The 15,723-nt window shown below is 68.3% G+C and carries 16 protein-coding genes and 1 pseudogene; 14 read left to right on the top strand and 3 right to left on the bottom strand.

Annotated features, from left to right (window positions below):
- Positions 1–22: 22 nt before the first annotated feature.
- The 12 genes and pseudogenes from ACXI0U_RS13600 to ACXI0U_RS13545 all read left to right on the top strand — a co-directional run bounded on the left by ACXI0U_RS13600 (position 23) and on the right by ACXI0U_RS13545 (position 10,777).
- Complete coding sequence (locus tag ACXI0U_RS13600) at positions 23–370, top strand: DUF4389 domain-containing protein (RefSeq protein WP_021220688.1); 348 nt, start codon at positions 23–25, stop codon at positions 368–370.
- Positions 367–831, top strand: coding sequence for a phosphohistidine phosphatase SixA (sixA, locus tag ACXI0U_RS13595; protein ID WP_479550391.1), 465 nt, complete (start codon positions 367–369; stop codon positions 829–831). The genes ACXI0U_RS13600 and sixA overlap by 4 nt, the downstream gene beginning before the upstream one ends.
- 277 nt (positions 832–1,108) lie before the next feature.
- The gene (locus ACXI0U_RS13590; protein WP_479550390.1) at positions 1,109–1,288 is read left to right on the top strand and encodes a hypothetical protein; all 180 of its coding nucleotides are present in this window, start codon (positions 1,109–1,111) and stop codon (positions 1,286–1,288) included.
- Positions 1,289–1,662: 374 nt separating this feature from the next.
- Positions 1,663–3,330: an AMP-binding protein gene (locus ACXI0U_RS13585; RefSeq protein ID WP_265169150.1), complete on the top strand. Its 1,668-nt coding sequence runs from the start codon at positions 1,663–1,665 to the stop codon at positions 3,328–3,330.
- Positions 3,331–3,385: 55 nt separating this feature from the next.
- Positions 3,386–3,829: a hotdog fold thioesterase gene (locus tag ACXI0U_RS13580; protein ID WP_021220684.1), complete on the top strand. Its 444-nt coding sequence runs from the start codon at positions 3,386–3,388 to the stop codon at positions 3,827–3,829.
- Between the two features lie 61 nt (positions 3,830–3,890).
- Positions 3,891–4,700: a helix-turn-helix domain-containing protein gene (locus ACXI0U_RS13575; protein ID WP_479550389.1), complete on the top strand. Its 810-nt coding sequence runs from the start codon at positions 3,891–3,893 to the stop codon at positions 4,698–4,700.
- 109 nt (positions 4,701–4,809) lie between these two features.
- A complete protein-coding gene (locus ACXI0U_RS13570) occupies positions 4,810–5,619 on the top strand; it encodes an alpha/beta fold hydrolase (RefSeq protein WP_374981562.1) in 810 nt (269 codons plus the stop codon).
- A complete protein-coding gene (locus tag ACXI0U_RS13565) occupies positions 5,616–6,479 on the top strand; it encodes an alpha/beta hydrolase (RefSeq protein ID WP_021220681.1) in 864 nt (287 codons plus the stop codon). Before ACXI0U_RS13570 ends, ACXI0U_RS13565 begins: the two co-directional genes overlap by 4 nt.
- Before the next feature lie 50 nt (positions 6,480–6,529).
- Positions 6,530–7,104 (top strand): annotated as a pseudogene (locus tag ACXI0U_RS13560) (glutathione binding-like protein).
- A gap of 2 nt (positions 7,105–7,106) precedes the next feature.
- Positions 7,107–7,931, top strand: a complete 825-nt coding sequence (locus ACXI0U_RS13555; protein WP_479550388.1) for a DUF4892 domain-containing protein — start codon at positions 7,107–7,109, stop codon at positions 7,929–7,931.
- Between the two features lie 75 nt (positions 7,932–8,006).
- Entirely contained in the window at positions 8,007–9,080 is a 1,074-nt protein-coding gene (locus tag ACXI0U_RS13550) for an AI-2E family transporter (RefSeq protein ID WP_021220678.1), read from the top strand.
- Positions 9,081–9,244: 164 nt separating this feature from the next.
- Positions 9,245–10,777 carry a YdgA family protein gene (locus ACXI0U_RS13545; protein ID WP_431482198.1) on the top strand — a complete coding sequence of 511 codons (1,533 nt, stop codon included), beginning with the start codon at positions 9,245–9,247 and terminating at the stop codon, positions 10,775–10,777.
- A 576-nt stretch (positions 10,778–11,353) separates the two neighbouring features.
- On the opposite strand, the gene xopAW is transcribed toward ACXI0U_RS13545, so the two are convergent.
- The 3 genes from xopAW to ACXI0U_RS13530 form a co-directional block, all read right to left on the bottom strand.
- Positions 11,354–11,935, bottom strand: a complete 582-nt coding sequence (gene xopAW, locus ACXI0U_RS13540; protein WP_479550387.1) for a XopAW family type III secretion system calcium-binding effector — start codon at positions 11,933–11,935, stop codon at positions 11,354–11,356.
- 113 nt (positions 11,936–12,048) lie between these two features.
- Positions 12,049–13,080 carry an ATP-binding protein gene (locus tag ACXI0U_RS13535; RefSeq protein ID WP_316927381.1) on the bottom strand — a complete coding sequence of 344 codons (1,032 nt, stop codon included), beginning with the start codon at positions 13,078–13,080 and terminating at the stop codon, positions 12,049–12,051.
- Positions 13,077–13,841 carry a response regulator gene (locus ACXI0U_RS13530; RefSeq protein WP_431482196.1) on the bottom strand — a complete coding sequence of 255 codons (765 nt, stop codon included), beginning with the start codon at positions 13,839–13,841 and terminating at the stop codon, positions 13,077–13,079. Before ACXI0U_RS13530 ends, ACXI0U_RS13535 begins: the two co-directional genes overlap by 4 nt.
- A 307-nt stretch (positions 13,842–14,148) precedes the next feature.
- On the opposite strand from ACXI0U_RS13530, the gene ACXI0U_RS13525 reads away from it, so the two are divergent.
- Positions 14,149–14,889 carry a ZIP family metal transporter gene (locus ACXI0U_RS13525; protein WP_184490855.1) on the top strand — a complete coding sequence of 247 codons (741 nt, stop codon included), beginning with the start codon at positions 14,149–14,151 and terminating at the stop codon, positions 14,887–14,889.
- A gap of 82 nt (positions 14,890–14,971) precedes the next feature.
- Positions 14,972–15,670: an orotidine-5'-phosphate decarboxylase gene (gene pyrF / locus ACXI0U_RS13520; RefSeq protein WP_021220672.1), complete on the top strand. Its 699-nt coding sequence runs from the start codon at positions 14,972–14,974 to the stop codon at positions 15,668–15,670.
- Positions 15,671–15,723: the final 53 nt, after the last annotated feature.

Here is a 15,723-nt window from a genome sequence, read left to right as displayed (position 1 = left end):
GATCAAGGACAAGGAGATTCCCATGAGTGAAGAGCGCGAAGACCTGCAGCGCGAGTCCATCCTGCTGCGCGTGCTGTGGATGCTGATCTTCGTCGTCGTCTGGCAACTGGCCGAGATCGTCCTCGGCGTGGTGGTCCTGGCGCAGCTTGGCTACCGCGCCTTCTATGGCGCGCCCAATGGCGGCCTGATGGGCTTCGGCGACAGCCTCAGCCAGTACCTGATGCAGATCGGCCGCTTCGGCACCTTCAACACCGAAGAGAAGCCCTGGCCCTTCGCCGATTGGCCCGCACCGCGCGCGCCGGAAGGCGAGGCCGCCCATTCGGTGCCGCCGGCGCCGCACCCGGTACGAGACGAAGAGCCCAAGCTGTGAGGCTGTGGCTGCTGCGCCACGGTGAGGCCGAGCCCCGCGCCGCCACCGATGCCGAACGCCCGCTGACCCGCAATGGCCGCCAGGAAGTGCTGCATGCCGCCGCACGCCTGGCCGGCCGGCCGCTGCAGCGGATCATCGCCAGCCCCTACCTGCGTGCCCAGCAGACCGCCGAACTGGTGCGCGAGGCGCTGGATTTCCAGGGCGCGATCATCACGCTGCCCTGGCTCACGCCCGAAAGCGACCCGCGCGAAGCCCTCGCGCAGCTGGCCGAGCGGGAGGAGGGCGAGCTGCTGCTGGTGACCCACAACCCCTTCGTCGGTGAACTCGCCGGCCTGCTGCTCCACGGCCACCGCCAGCAACCGCTGCCCATGGGCACCGCCAGCCTCGCCGAGCTGGAGGGCGAGATGGCCCTGGCGGGGCTGATGGAACTGCGCTCCCTGCACCACGCCCACCGGATCTGACCCCCGCCCTCAAGGACGACCCCATGCTCAGACGCATCACCCTCCGCGCCCTGCTGGCGCTGGTACCCCTGTTCACCGGTTCCGCCGTGCAGGCGGCGGACCATCCCGACGCGTCCTTCTTCGTCGGTAACTACTGGATCGTCGGCCGCGACATCGACACCGGCAAGCCCTACACCGGCGAGCTGGACATCTACCAGGACGAGGGCGAACTGTCCCTGGCCTGGACCGTGGCGAGGAAAGCTGGACCGGCAAGGCGCACTTCGAGGATTCCGAGCTGGTGGACGGCGCCTCGGGGCTGCGCATCGACTTCAAGCGCAACGGCCAGGAGTACCAGGGCACCATGCTCTGGCGCACCGACTGGGACAACTACGCGCGGGTCTCCGGCTACATCTACCGCCCCGGCCAGCAGACCGACAAACCCGGGCTGGAAGCCTGGTTCATCGCCCCCTCGAACTGATCCGGGCTACGGCTGGATGGGCGCGTCGCCATGATTCGTAGGATGGGTAGAGGTACGAAACCCATGCTGTAGGAGTCATGGCTGTGTTCGATGTGGGCGCTCATACCGGGCGTGCTCGAACGCCCCTGCAACCGCGAGATGACGTGTTTCCTTCCGCGAAACACGTCACTGCGCCGCCTCGATCGGGCCGACGCAATCTCCGCACAACCATCGATTTTCTCCTTTTTTTCCGCTGAAACCCCCGCCCCAGAGCCTCTCGGAAGCTGTGTCCGAGCCCGATACATTTCTTAACTTGCGCCGCTCCGTACTGCGTGGAATATTCGCCCAAGCAAGTGCTTGGTTGTCCCCAGAAAAACAAAAAAGGAGGAGGCCCTGTGGCTGATGCAGTCCGTTTGCCGCTTGAGATGTTTTTCGAGCGAGAAGCACGTCATCCCAACAAACGCTACCTGGTCCAACCGCTGTCCGGCGGCAGGGTCGAGGAGCTGACCTGGGGTGATGTCGGCGACCAGGCGCGACGCGCCGCCAGCTGGCTGAGAGGGCGCGACCTGCCGCCCGGCAGCCGCATCGCCATCATTTCCAAGAATTGCGCCCACTGGATAGTCGCGGACCTGGCGATCTGGATGGCTGGGCACATCTCCGTTCCCCTCTACCCGAACCTCACCGCCGAGTCGGTGAATCAGGTGCTGGCCCACTCGGAAACGGCGCTGGCCTTCATCGGCAAGCTGGACGACTGGCCCGCCATGGCCGGTGGCATTCCCGAAGGCGTGGCCACCATCGCGCTGCCGATCCACCCCGAGGGTGACTTCAGCTACCACTGGAGCGAGCTGCAGGCGGAGTCGCCGATCCGCGACAACCCCAAGACCAGCGCCGACCAGCTGGCCACCATCATCTACACCTCCGGCACCACCGGTACGCCCAAGGGCGTGATGCAGACCTTCGGCAACTTCGCCTTCGCCGCCGGCCATGGCGTGCAGCTGTTCAAGACCAGCGAAGAAGACCGCCTGCTGTCCTACCTGCCGCTGTGCCACGTGGCCGAGCGCATGTTCGTCGAAATGGCTTCCTTGTATGCCGGGCAGACGGTGTTCTTCGCCGAAAGCCTGGATACCTTCCTCGAAGACCTCAAGCGGGCGCGGCCCACGGCCATCTTCGGCGTGCCGCGCATCTGGACCAAGTTCCAGATGGGCGTCTACGCGAAGATGCCGGCGCAGAAGCTCGAACGCCTGCTCAAGCTGCCGATCATCGGCCGCATCGTTGGCCGCAAGGTGCTCGCCGGGCTTGGCCTGGATGCCGTGCGCGTGGCCCTGTGCGGTGCCGCGCCGGTGCCCGAGGCGCTGCTGCACTGGTACAAGCGCCTGGGCCTGGACGTGCTCGAGGTCTACGGCATGACCGAGAACTGCGGCTATTCCCACGTGTGCCGCCCCGGTGAACAGATGACCGGTTGGATCGGTCGCAACAGCCCCGGCGTCGAAGTGCGCATCCATGACGATGGCGAAGTGCAGGTGCGCAGCGGCGCCACCATGCAGGGGTACTACAAGGACGCGGAGAAGACTGCCGAGACCATCACTCCCGACGGCTTCCTGCGCACCGGCGACAAGGGCGAGCAGGACGCCGCCGGCAACCTGCGCCTCACCGGCCGCATCAAGGAAATCTTCAAGACCAGCAAGGGCAAGTACGTGGCCCCGGCGCCCATCGAGAACCGCCTGGCGGTGCACACCCGCATCGAGCAGGTGTGCGTGGTGGGCGATGGCCTGCCGCAACCGATGGCGCTGTGCGTGCTTTCCGATGTCGGTCGCCATGAAGCCGCCAACGGCACCCGCGCCGAACTGGAGGGCAGCCTGCGCGAATTGCTCGAGCAGGTGAACGAGGCGCTCGACAAGCACGAACGGCTGCTCGGCCTGGTGCTGGTGAAGGAGGTCTGGGCGGTCGACAACGGCTTCCTCACGCCTACCCTGAAGATCAAGCGCAGCGTGGTGGAAGGCACCTACGGCTCGCGCTTCCCCGAATGGATCGAGCGCCGCCAGGCGGTGCTCTGGCACGAGTGACCCCTGACCGCCGGGTGCCCTGGCCGCCCCGGCGGCAATCTTCCAAGGAGCCGACATGAGCCTGTGGCGCCAGACCCCTGACCTCGAAAAACTCAATGCCTCCCAGCAGGGCACCATCGGTGGCCTGCTGGACATCCGCTTCGAAGCCTTCGACGACGAATCCATCACCGCCAGCATGGTGGTCGACAGCCGCACCCACCAGCCCTACGGCCTGCTCCACGGCGGCGCCTCGGTGGTGCTGGCCGAGAGCCTCGGCTCCACCGCCAGCTTCCTCTGCATCGACACCAGCCGCTTCTACTGCGTGGGCCTGGAGGTCAACGCCAACCACCTGCGCGGCCTGCGCAGCGGCCGCGTCACCGCCGTCGCCCGCCCGGTGCACCTGGGCCGCACCACCCACGTCTGGGACATCCGCCTCAGCGGCGACGACGGCAAGCCCAGCTGCATCTCGCGCCTGACCATGGCCATCGTCCCCCTGGGCGAGCAGCCGCCGAAGGGGTGAGTGGGGGGCGGCTGCAATTTCATCCAAGCCGAGCACCCGTTCCGCACGGTAGAGTGGCGCCATGGAGCACACTAGCCACCTTCCCAGCGCGCTGCCCGGCGTCCGCCTGATCGACGCCGAGTACCACGACTTCGCCTTTCCGCGGCATTTCCACCTGGAGTACCACGTGGGCCTGCTGCTGAGCGGGCAGCAGCGCTTCGTCAGTGGTGGCGAGCGCTGCCTGGCCGGGCGTGGCGATACCCTGTTGATGGCGCCGGAGCAGATCCACGACGGCGCCAGCCTGGGCGGGGAGGGCTACCGCATCCGCATCCTGGCCATCGAACCGGACTGGCTGGACGCCGCCAGCCGCAGCCTCAGCGATGGTCGCCAGGGTGCGCCGCGCCTGACCAGCAGCACCTTGCGCGAGCCGGTGCTGCAGCGGCACCTGCAAGCGGTGCATGCGGGGTTCTTCGGGGGCTCGGCCCTGGCCCTGGAAAGCGCTTTGTGGCCGGCCCTGGCCTGCCTGCTGGGGCAGGGCTCGACGCTGCGGGTGCGTGAGCCGGAGCGAGGGTTCGATGCACTGACCTGGCAACGTCTGCGCGAGTGGCTGGAGTCACGCCTGGAGTCGCCGCCGTCCCTGGAGGAGCTGGCGAGTTTCTGCGGCCTCAGCCCCTGGCAGGCGCTGCGGCGTTTCCGCCATCACTGTGGCCTGCCGCCCCAGCAGTGGCTGACCCAGTTGCGCCTGGAACGGGCCCTGCCGCTGGTGCTGCGCGGCACCCAGCCCCTGAGCCAGGTGGCGCTGCAGCTGGGCTTCTACGACCAGGCGCACTTCTCCCGGCTGTTCCGCCGCACCTACGGCCTGCCGCCCGCTCGCCTGCGCGCCGGGCACTGACGCACCCCGGCGGTGGCAATAGCGCCATCATCACTGGCAGTTACGGTCATTGCCGGCATCGCCGGGCTGCCGGAAAATCCCCGGCAGTCCCCAAACAGCCGGCACTGCCATGTCCCAGACGATTTTCTTCGCCCATGCCAACGGCTTCCCGTCGGCCACTTACGCCAAGCTGTTCGCGGCGCTGGGCCCGGACTTCCGCATCCAGCACCTGGAGCAGCACGGCCATGACCCGCGTTTCCCGGTCAACGACAACTGGGAAAACCTGGTGGACGAGCTCATCCACCACCTCGAAGCCCAGGGCGAGCCGGTGTTCGGCGTTGGCCACTCCCTCGGCGGCGTGCTGCACTACCACGCGGCCCTGCGCCGCCCGGACCTGTACCGCGGCGTGGCCATGCTCGATTCGCCGGTGCTGACCCTGGCCGACCGCATCGTCATCCGCGCGGCCAAGCGCTTCGGCTTCATCGACCGCATCACCCCGGCCGGGCGCACCCTGGGCCGGCGCGAGGAGTTCGCCGACCTCGACGAGGCGCGCCTGTACTTCTCCGGCAAATCGCTGTTCCGCCGCTTCGACCCGGATTGCCTGGACGCCTACGTGCGCCACGGCTTCACCGAAACAGGCAGCGGCCTGCGGCTGAAGTTCGACCCCGCCACCGAGATCAGCATCTACCGCAGCGTGCCCCACAGCAGCCCGGGCCGCCCGCAGCAGCTCGCCGTACCTCTGGCGGTGGTGCGCGGGCGCCACAGCCGCGTGGTGCTGCCCCACCATGCGCGCCTGGTGAAACGCGTGCCCAAGGGCGAATACCTGTCCCTGCCCGGCGGCCACATGTTCCCCCTGGAGCGCCCGCAGGACACCGCCGAACTGCTGAGGAACCTCTTCAACCGCTGGCAGGGCCAGCGCACCGACCGGGAGCCCGCATGAGCGCGCACGTCGAGGAAATCCGCCTGAACCTGCCCCACGTCGAGCTGGCGGCACACATCTTCGGGCCCGAGGACGGCCAGCCGGTGCTGGCTCTGCACGGCTGGCTGGACAACGCCATGACCTACGCGCGCCTGGCGCCGAAGCTCCAGGGGCTGCGCATCGTCGCCCTGGATTTCGCCGGCCACGGCCATTCCGGGCACTACCCGCCGGGCTCCAGCTACCAGCTGTGGGAATACGCCGAGGACGTGCTGCTGGTGGCCGAGCAACTGGGCTGGGAGCGTTTCTCGCTGATGGGCCACTCCCTGGGCGCCATCGTCTCGGTGCTGGTGGCCGGCTCCCTGCCCGAGCGCATCGAGCGCCTGGCGCTGATCGACGGCTTGATCCCCTATACCGGCGAAGCCGACGGCGCGCCCAAGCGCCTGGGCGATGCGCTCAAGGCACGGCTGGCGCTGCGCGATAAGCGCAAGCCGGTGTACGCCGATGTCGAGCGCGGCGTGGAAGCACGCATGAAGGGCGTGGTGGCGGTCAGCCGCGAGGCCGCCGAACTGCTCGCCGGGCGCGGCCTGATGCCGGTGCCGGGTGGCTACACCTGGCGCACCGACATGCGCCTGACCCTGCCGTCGCTGATGCGCCTGACCTTCGCCCACGCCACCGAGTTCGTCCGCGCGGTGCGCTGCCCCACGTCCCTGGTGCTGGCGGAGGAGGGGCAGATCCGTGCCGAGCCGCGTATCGCCGAGCTGCTCCAGGGTCTAGGCTTCGAGGTGCATCACAAACCCGGTGGCCATCACCTGCACCTCAACGATGAAAACGGCGCCCAGGCCGTAGCAGACTGTTTCAATAGCTTCTTCGCCTCGCCTTGACTTGATCGGGGCAACCGGGAAGGCTGGGCGCCTTCCCAAGGAGAGCCCGGATGATCGACCTCTACACCGCTGCCACGCCCAACGGGCACAAGGTCTCCATCGCCCTCGAAGAACTGGGGCTGCCCTACAGGGCCCATGGCCTCTCGTTCGAGCGCAAGGAACAGAAGGCGCCATCCTCGTCTACCTGGCCGAAAAAACCGGCCAACTGCTGCCCGCCGACGCCAAGGGCCGCTCCGTGGCCATGCAATGGCTGATGTTCCAGATGGGCGGGGTCGGGCCGATGCAGGGCCAGGCCAACGTCTTTTACCGCTATTTCCCGGAAACCCTGCAACCGGCCATCGACCGCTACCAGCACGAGACCCGCCGCCTGTATGAGGTGCTCGACTCGCGCCTGGCGCTGGTGGAGTACCTGGCGGGTGACTACGGCATCGCCGATATCGCCACCTTCCCCTGGGTGCGCCTGCACGATTGGGCCGGCGTGTCGGTGGAGGGGCTCACCCACCTGCAACGCTGGCTCGCGGCCATCGAGGCCCGCCCGGCGGTGCAGCGCGGCCTGCAGGTACCCAAGCGCCAGGAGTCCGCCGACACGGTGGTCAAGACCGGCCAGTCCATGTTGATTCGCTAAGGATGCGCATGCGCTCTCTCATCGTTACCGGCCTGCTGTTGGCCGCGTCCCTGCAGGTGGCTGCCGCCCACGCCGCCGACCTGCCCGACAGCCACGACCTCAGCGCCTTGCCGCGCTTCCCCCACGCCGAGATCGTCGACTTCAAGGAAGCCGCCGACCAGGAACGTATCTACCCCCAGGGCTCGATCCGGCGCATCAGCAACCAGCTGCGCTTCGAACAGAAGGTCGACGCCCAGGGCCGGCAGACGTCGGTCACCTACTTGCTGCCCAGCGGCCACAGCTCGGGCGAGGCCTTCGACGGCGCACGCACCGCCCTGCTCGACAAGGGCGCGGTGCCGCTCTACTGGTGCCAGGGCCGTGATTGCGGCTCCAGCAGCCTGTGGGCCAACTCGGTGTTCGGCAACGCGCGCCTCTATGGCCCGGACGAACAGCAGGCCTACCTGCTGGTGCGCCTGGCCGAGCCGCAGCAGGACAGCCTGCTGGCGCTCTACGCCATCACCCGGGGCAACCGCCGCGCCTACCTGCATGCCGAGCAACTGGACGCCGCCACACCGCTGGGCGAAATCCTGCCCACACCCGCCACCCTGATGCGCGAGCTGAAGACCAGCGGCGAGCTGCACCTGACCGGCCTGTCGGCAGCGCCGACCCCCGCCTGGGCGACGCTGCTGGCACGCAGCCTCAACCTCGACAGCACCCTGCGCGCGAGCCTCTCCGGCGAGGGCGCCGAAGCCTGGCGCCAGGCCCTGGTGGAGCAGGGCGTGCGCGCCGCGCGCCTGGAGCTGGGTGATGCGGCCAACGACGGCCTGCACCTGGAGTGGCTGCGCTGAGGCACAGCGTCCATGCTTGCTTGACGTGGCGCCCGATGGCGCCACGTTTGCGTTTTTCCACGGAGTGTTTTGTTCATGCTGAATAACGATCGCCTGTTGGTGCAGATACTCCTGCTCGCCTTGCTGGGGGCCTGTATCTGGGTGCTGGCGCCGTTCTGGTCGGCGTTGTTCTGGGCCGCCGTGCTGGCCTTCGCCAGCTGGCCGCTGATGCGCCTGCTCACCCGCGGGCTGGACGGGCGCGTGTCCCTGGCCGCCGCCGTGCTCACCGCCGGCTGGATGCTGCTGGTGGCGGTGCCCCTGGTGTGGATGGGCTTCAACCTTGCCGACCACATCCGCGATGCCAACGAACTGGTGAAGAACGTCCAGGTGGAGGGCTTGCCGCAGCCGCCGGAATGGTTGGCCGAGATGCCCCTGGTGGGCGACCGCCTGGTAGCCCTGTGGCAACGTGTGGACGCCCAGGGCGCGGCCTTCTTCACCAGCCTCAAACCCTACATGGGCCAGGCCGGCAACTGGATCCTGGCGCGCAGCGCCCAGCTCGGCGGCGGCATGCTGGAGCTGGCTCTGAGCCTGGTGCTGGTGTTCTTCTTCTACCGCGACGGCCCGCGCATGGCGCTGTTCGCCGAGCGCGCCCTGGAACGCCTGATCGGCGACCGCGCCCCGCACTACCTGGAGCTGGTGGCCGGTACCGTGCAGCGGGTGGTCAACGGCGTGATCGGCACCGCCGCCGCCCAGGGCCTGCTGGCGCTGATCGGCTTCTGGATCGCCGGTGTGCCAGGGGCGCTGGTGCTGGGCCTGGTCACCTTCGCCCTGAGCCTGATCCCCATGGGCCCGCCGCTGGTGTGGGTGCCCGCGACCGCCTGGCTGTTCTGGCACGGCGAGTACGGCTACGGCGTGTTCCTGGCGATCTGGGGCTTCTTCATCATCAGCGGCGTGGACAACGTGCTGAAGCCCTACCTCATCAGCCGGGGCGGCAACCTGCCGCTGGTGGTGGTGCTGCTCGGCGTGTTCGGCGGCATCCTCGCCTTCGGCTTCATGGGGCTGTTCCTCGGCCCGACCCTGCTGGCGGTGGCCTACAGCCTGATTTCCGACTGGATCGGCCGGCCCCTGCCCGAGTCGACCGACAAGCCCCGGGAGCCGGACCCCAGCTAAACCACGACTGGCCAGCAGAACCGCAATCTGGGGGCTCTGCTGGCTTGGAAGCGCAGTGGCACGGTGATAGCCTTTTCGCCGCATTTTTCCGCGCCGCTTTGCATCGGCTCCGCTTGCGGATGCAGGGAAGCAACAATTCACACGGATATTCCGCGAGTCGAACCATGAGCAAAACCGCAAAGATCGCCCTGGGCGCAGTTGTCGCCATCGCAGCCGTTTCCGGCGCCGGTGCCTGGTACACCGGCACCCAGCTGCCCGCCGTGCTGGACACCTCCATCAAGGAAGCCAACGCGCAACTGAAGCAGTCCGCGCCGGCCTTCGGCACCTCCGCCACCCTGGAACTGGTCTCCCTTGAGCAGGGCGTGTTCACCAGCACCGCGCATTACCGCGTGCACGTCGGTGGGGAAGGCGAGGGCGCGGAGCTGTTGTTCGTCGACAAGATCGAGCACGGCCCCTTCCCGCTGTCGCGCCTCAAGGCCTTCAAGCTGGCGCCGGTGATGGCCGCCAGCAACTACGCCCTGGAATCCAGCCCCAGCGTCGAGAAATGGTTCGCCGCCAGCAAGGGCGCTTCGCCCCTGGTCGGTGACGTGAGCATCGGCTACGACCGCTCCATGAGCGGCAGCCTGACCCTGCTGCCCCTGGACATGCAGATGGAGGACGAGTCCCACCTGAGCTTCTCCGGCCTGAACCTGGAAGTGCGCAGCGATGCCGGCGGCAACCGCGTCGCCGCCATCGGCACCATGGACAGCCTCAAGGTCGACGCCGTTTCCGAGCAGGGCGAGCCGGTGCACGTGCTGTTCCAGGGCCTGTCCCTGGCCAGCGACCAGAGCCGCGCCGCCAGCGGCCTGTACGTGGGCAAAAGCGATTTCACCCTGAAGACCGCCAATGTCATCGTCGGTGAAAACCCGGGCGTGCGGCTCACCGACCTGGCCCAGCGCCAGGACACCCGCGAGAACGGCAGCAACATCGAAGGCAGCCTGACCCTGGACGCCGGCAGCATCAGCTACGCCGACAAGCCCATCGGCAGCGCGCAGATGGTCTGGACCATGAAGAGCCTCGACTCGGTGGCGCTGAAATCCCTGGCGGACTTCTACGGCGCGCTGTACCAGCAGGTCGGCCAGGTTGGCCAGGCCGGCGAATCGACCCTCGAGGACCTGACCGAAGCCCAGCAGGAGCAGGCCAAGGCCGACCTCATCAAGCTGCTGGAAGGCAAGCCGCAGTTCGCCCTCGAGCGCCTGAGCCTGAAGACCGCCAGTGGCGAGAGCCGCTTCAGCCTGGCCATGCAACTGGCCAAGCCGGCGTCCTTCGACCTGCCGCCGGACCAGATCGCCCGTGAAGCCATCACCAGCCTCGACCTGGACCTGAGCCTGTCCAAACCGATGATCAGCGATCTGGTCAGCGTGCAGGCCGTGCTTCAGGGCCAGGACGACCAGGAAGCCATCGCCCAGCAGGCCTCCATGACCACCGAGATGGCCAGCGGCATGCTGCTGTCCACCCAGCTCGTGGCCCTGGAAGGCAACGACATCCGCGCCCGCCTGCACTACGCCGACGGCCAGGTGGACTTCAACGGCAAGAAGATGACGGTCGAGGAATTCGCCGGCCTGGTCATGGCCAGCGCCGGTGGCCTGGGCGGCGCCATGGGCGGCGAGCAGCCGGCCTTCCCGGACGAAGAAACCCCGATGCCGATCGAGGAATAACCCTCCCTCGGTATTCCCAGAGGGCCGGCCGCCACCAGGCGCCGGCCCTTTTTCATGGGTGGAATACCGCCCCGTAGGATGGTGTAGAGCGCAGCGAAACCCATCGATTCGAATGCTTCAGCCACACCGAGAGCGTCGGCCAACACAGCATGGGTTTCGCACGGCTCTACCCATCCTACGAACTCTGTGGAACCGCTTCCGTAGGATGGCGTAGAGCGCAGCGAAACCCATCGATTCGAATGCTTCAGCCACACCGCGAGCGTCGGCCAGCACAGCATGGGTTTCGCACGGATCTACCCATCCTACGAGCTCCGTGGAACCACTTCCGTAGGATGGCGTAGAGCGCAGCGAAACCCATCGATTCGAATGCTCAGCCACACCGCGAGCGTCGGCTGACACAGCATGGGTTTCGCACGGCTCTACCCATCCTACGAACTCCGTGGAACCACTTCCGTAGGATGGCGTAGAGCGCATCGAAACCCATCGATTCGAACCCACCATCGGGCTGATCGCCGAAACAAAAAACCGGCCGCTGCGCACTCACGCAGCGGCCGGTTTTCTTTTCGCGGGACGGGCTCAGGCGGCGATGCTGAGCTGGCTGCCGACGCGGGCCTCGTAGGTGCCGGCGCTGCTTTCGTACTGCTTGAGCAGGGCGGCGGCCAGGCGCGCGTAGACGTCATCGCTGCTGGCGCTGGTGCTGCTGGTGTCGCTTTGGCTGCCGCTCTGGCCGAACAGGCTGCTCAGCTCGTCCTGGCTGATGCTGCCGTTGCCATCGGCATCCAGGGAGCTGAACAGCTCGTCGCTGTCGCCACCGAAGCCCGCGCCCGGCGGTGGGGGAGGCGGCGGGGCGAGGGCGGCGGTTTCGTCGATGCTGAGGCTGCCGTCACCGTTGGCATCGAGGCTGGCGAACAGCTCGCTGCTGTCGATGCCGCTGTCGCTTTCCTTGGCGTTGGCCAGCGCGGTGCTGAGTTCGTCCTTGGCGACGCTGCCGTCGCCGTTGCTGTCCAGCAGGCTGAACAGCTTTTCCTGCAGTTTCGATTGCCCCGAAGCGCAGCCGCCACTGCTGCTGTTGCTGCTGGCGGTGCTTTTCGAGGAGAGCGCCGAGCTGTAGCTGCTGTAGCTGCTGTAGCCCGAGTAACCACTGACGCCACTGATCATGGGAGTCACTCCTGTGCGTGATGGCAAGGCCGGAGTGGGTTCTCCGGTTCTCGCAGGTTCAGGCGCAAGCGTGTCGGGGGTTTATGCGCTTTGTATCGGCACGGAGACAGGGCTCAGGCGCGGGGGATGGTGAGGGTGGCCAGCAGGCCGCCGCCGGGGTTGTCGCCCAGCACCAGGTCGCCGCCCTGGCGGCGGGCGGCTTCGCGGGCGATGGTCAGGCCCAGGCCGACGCCGCCGGAGCTGCGGTTGCGCGAACCTTCGAGGCGGAAGAAGGGTTCGAACACCGCTTCGCGTTGCTCGGGGGCGATGCCGGGGCCGCGGTCGCTGACATGGATGCGCACCTCGGTGGGACCGTCTTCGAGGCGGACCCGCGCATGGCCGGCGTAGCGCAGGGCGTTTTCCACGAGGTTGCTGACGCAGGAGCGCAGCGCCATGGGTTGGGCCCGCAGCGGCGCACATTGGCCTTCGGCACGCACATCGGCGCCACGGTCCTGGGCGTCTTCGGCCATGGATTCCACCAGGGCCTGGAGGTCGAACAGCTGCAGCGCCTCGTCGGCGCGCTGCTGGTGCAGGTAGTTGAGGGTGGCGTCGAGCATGGCGACCATTTCCCCCAGGTCCTGGTCCATGCGGCTGCGCAGCTGGGCGTCCGGCACCTGCTCCACGCGCAGCTTGACCCGGGCGATGGGGGTGCGCAGGTCGTGGGAGACGGCGGCGAGCATGCGGCTGCGCTGGGCCACCTGCTCGCGGATGCGCTGCTGCATCAGATTGAAGGCATGGGCGGCCTGGCGCACCTCGCGCGGGCCGCGTTCATCCAGGGGCGGGGCCTGGAGGTTTTCGCTGAGGCGGTCGGCGGCGCTGGCCAGGCGCTGGATGGGCCGCGACAGCACACGGGCGCCGTACCAGGCGGCAACGATCAGGGTCAGCAGCTGGAAGGTCAGCGGCACCAGCGGGCCACCGAACAGCGGGCGCGGGGGCGGCGGCTGGCCGGCGCGCGGGCCGTCTGTTGCATGGGGCGGCATGGGTTGGGGCGGTGGCGGGTTGCCGTATTGCTGGAACCAGAGGAAGGCCAGCAGGTGGGCGAGGACGATGGCGGCCAGGAAGATGCCGAACAGGCGTGCGAACAGCGTGTCGGCCTGGCGCATCAGCCAATCTCCCTCGCGTCGAACAGGTAGCCCTCGCCGCGTACGGTCTTGATCAGGCGTGGGGATTTGGGGTCGTCGCCGAGCTTCTGCCGCAGGCGCGAGACGAGCAGGTCGATGCTGCGGTCGAAGGCTTCGATGGAGCGGCCCCGGGCGGCGTCGAGCAACTGCTCGCGGCTGAGCACCCGGCGCGGGCGTTCGAGGAACACCCAGAGCAGGCGGAACTCGGCGTTGGACAGCGGCACCACCAGGCCTTCGGGGGATTGCAGCTGGCGCAGCACGCCGTTCAGGCGCCAGGCATCGAAGCGGATGCTGGCGCGCTGGTCGGCCCGCAGGCCTTCGCGGTCGTCGCGCACGCGGCGCAGAATGGTCTGGATGCGCGCCACCAGCTCACGGGGCTCGAAGGGCTTGGCCATGTAGTCGTCGGCGCCCAGTTCCAGGCCAATGATGCGGTCGGTGGGCTCGCAACGGGCGGTGAGCATGAGGATCGGGATATCGGACTCGCCGCGCAGCCAGCGGCACAGAGAGAGGCCGTCTTCGCCGGGCAGCATCAGGTCCAGCACCACCACGTCGAAGGGGGCGCTGGCCAGTGCCTCGCGCATCGCCTCGCCATCGTCGACGCCCACGGCCTCGATATTGAAGCGGGCGAGGTAGTCGCAGAGCAGGTCGCGGATCGGCACGTCGTCGTCCACCAGCAGGGCGCGGGTGTTCCAGCGGCGGTTGTCGGCGGGGGCGGGGGCTTGGTTGTGCATGGGTGTTCTTGCCATCTGGCGGGTTCACCGGGCCGGTGGACCACTGTGCTTCGCGTCTGGCGGCAGGGCGTCGAGCGGCGGGCCGTCGGCATCCATCGGGCGCATGCTACTCCGCCGTCCTGCTGCCGGCCATCGCGGCGAGAGGCTCGCCGATGGCGGTGTCGCCAGCGTGTCGGCTTTGTATCGGGTTCGATACAAAGGCGTGGCGTTCATCTCGGAAAGGGCGCTCGCGACCCGGGGAAGGGCCATGGCTGCTTTCCCGGGCTGGATGGGTTACTTATGTCGCGCCGCGCTCGGATGCGCTTCCCCCACAGGAGTTGTCATGCAGATTTCCACCACCCTGCTCGCCGGTTTCTGGGGCTGGCTGGCCGCCAGCAGCCTGTTGCTCGGTGCCGCCATCGGCTTCTGGGTGTCCCTGCCCAAGGCGGTCACCGCCTCGGTGATGGCCTATGGCAGCGGGGTGCTGATCGCCGCGCTGTGCTTCGGGCAGATTCCCGAGGCCGAGCGCCTCGGCGGGCTGGGGCCGACCCTGGCGGGCATGCTCGCCGGTGGCGCGCTGTTCGTCCTCGCCAGCCAGCTGCTGGACCGCTGGGAGGCGCATCATCGCCAGCGCAGCGGCGGCGTGGGCTCCATGGTGGCGCTGCTGATCGCCGTGGGTGCCTTCCTCGATGGCATCCCCGAGTCCCTGGGGCTCGGCCTGGGCCTGCTGGATGGCGGCCAGGTGAGCCTGCTGATGCTGGTGGCGATCTTCCTCTCCAACCTGCCGGAGGGCCTGGCCAGCGCCGCCGGGCTGCGCGAGGAGAAGCGCAGCGGCCTGTTCGTGTTCGGCCTGTGGGGTGTCATCGTGCTGCTCTCGGGCCTGGCGGCCATGGCCGGCCCGGGGCTGATGAGCGACCTGCCGCCGGCCTGGCTGGGCTTCGCCCTGGCGTTCTCCGCCGGTGCGGTGCTGTGCATGCTGGTGGATACGCTGATCCCCGAGGCCTTCGAAAGCACCCACGCCTGGACCGGGCTGATCACCCTGGCCGGCTTCATGACCGCCTTCGCCCTCGATCACCTGGCATGAGCGCGGGCGATCACCGGGGCAGCGGCGGGCGCGGGCTTCCGCTACAATGCGCGCCGTTTTCGACTTGCCAGAGAGCCCGCCCATGTCCGCCTGCCAGACGCCCATCATCGTCGCCCTCGATTTTCCCACCCGCGAAGCCGCGCTGAAGCTGGCCGACCAGCTGGACCCAAAGCTGTGCCGGGTGAAAGTGGGCAAGGAGCTGTTCACCAGCTGCGCATCGGACATCGTCGCCACCCTGCGTGAGCGCGGCTTCGAGGTGTTTCTCGATCTGAAATTCCACGACATCCCCAACACCACCGCGATGGCGGTGAAGGCGGCGGCGGAGATGGGCGTGTGGATGGTCAACGTGCACTGCTCCGGCGGCCTGCGCATGATGGCGGCCTGCCGCGAGACCCTGGAGCAGTTCAACGGGCCCAAGCCGCTGCTGATCGGCGTGACCGTGCTCACCAGCATGGAGCGCGAGGACCTGGCCGGCATCGGCCTGGACATCGAGCCCCAGGAGCAGGTGCTGCGCCTGGCCGCCCTGGCGCAGAAGGCCGGTATGGACGGCCTGGTGTGCTCGGCCCAGGAAGCCACCGCACTGAAGGCGGCGCACCCGAGCCTGCAACTGGTCACCCCCGGCATCCGCCCGGCGGGCAGCGCCCAGGACGACCAGCGCCGCATCCTCACCCCGCGCCAGGCCCTGGACGCCGGCTCCGACTACCTGGTGATCGGCCGCCCCATCAGCCAGGCCGCCGACCCGGCCAAGGCCCTGGCCGCCGTGGTCGCTGAACTCGCCTGAGGCTCGATCGGCGCGCCCCATTTGGTGTCGCGCGATGGTTGGTCGGGTTGCAC

It is taken from the genome of Pseudomonas sp. C9D1 (genome assembly GCF_056491235.1).
This window is presented reverse-complemented; position numbering and strand designations above follow the sequence as displayed.

Bases quoted from the DNA above. Each gene is read 5' to 3' on its own strand.
- ACXI0U_RS13550 (WP_021220678.1), top strand. From the start codon at position 8,007: ATGCTGAATAACGATCGCCTGTTGGTGCAGATACTCCTGCTCGCCTTG.
- ACXI0U_RS13545 (WP_431482198.1), top strand. From the start codon at position 9,245: ATGAGCAAAACCGCAAAGATCGCCCTGGGCGCAGTTGTCGCCATCGCA.
- ACXI0U_RS13555 (WP_479550388.1), top strand. From the start codon at position 7,107: ATGCGCATGCGCTCTCTCATCGTTACCGGCCTGCTGTTGGCCGCGTCC.
- ACXI0U_RS13530 (WP_431482196.1), bottom strand. From the start codon at position 13,841: ATGGCAAGAACACCCATGCACAACCAAGCCCCCGCCCCCGCCGACAAC.
- ACXI0U_RS13575 (WP_479550389.1), top strand. From the start codon at position 3,891: ATGGAGCACACTAGCCACCTTCCCAGCGCGCTGCCCGGCGTCCGCCTG.
- ACXI0U_RS13580 (WP_021220684.1), top strand. From the start codon at position 3,386: ATGAGCCTGTGGCGCCAGACCCCTGACCTCGAAAAACTCAATGCCTCC.
- ACXI0U_RS13565 (WP_021220681.1), top strand. From the start codon at position 5,616: ATGAGCGCGCACGTCGAGGAAATCCGCCTGAACCTGCCCCACGTCGAG.
- ACXI0U_RS13600 (WP_021220688.1), top strand. From the start codon at position 23: ATGAGTGAAGAGCGCGAAGACCTGCAGCGCGAGTCCATCCTGCTGCGC.
- pyrF (WP_021220672.1), top strand. From the start codon at position 14,972: ATGTCCGCCTGCCAGACGCCCATCATCGTCGCCCTCGATTTTCCCACC.
- ACXI0U_RS13525 (WP_184490855.1), top strand. From the start codon at position 14,149: ATGCAGATTTCCACCACCCTGCTCGCCGGTTTCTGGGGCTGGCTGGCC.
- ACXI0U_RS13570 (WP_374981562.1), top strand. From the start codon at position 4,810: ATGTCCCAGACGATTTTCTTCGCCCATGCCAACGGCTTCCCGTCGGCC.
- xopAW (WP_479550387.1), bottom strand. From the start codon at position 11,935: ATGATCAGTGGCGTCAGTGGTTACTCGGGCTACAGCAGCTACAGCAGC.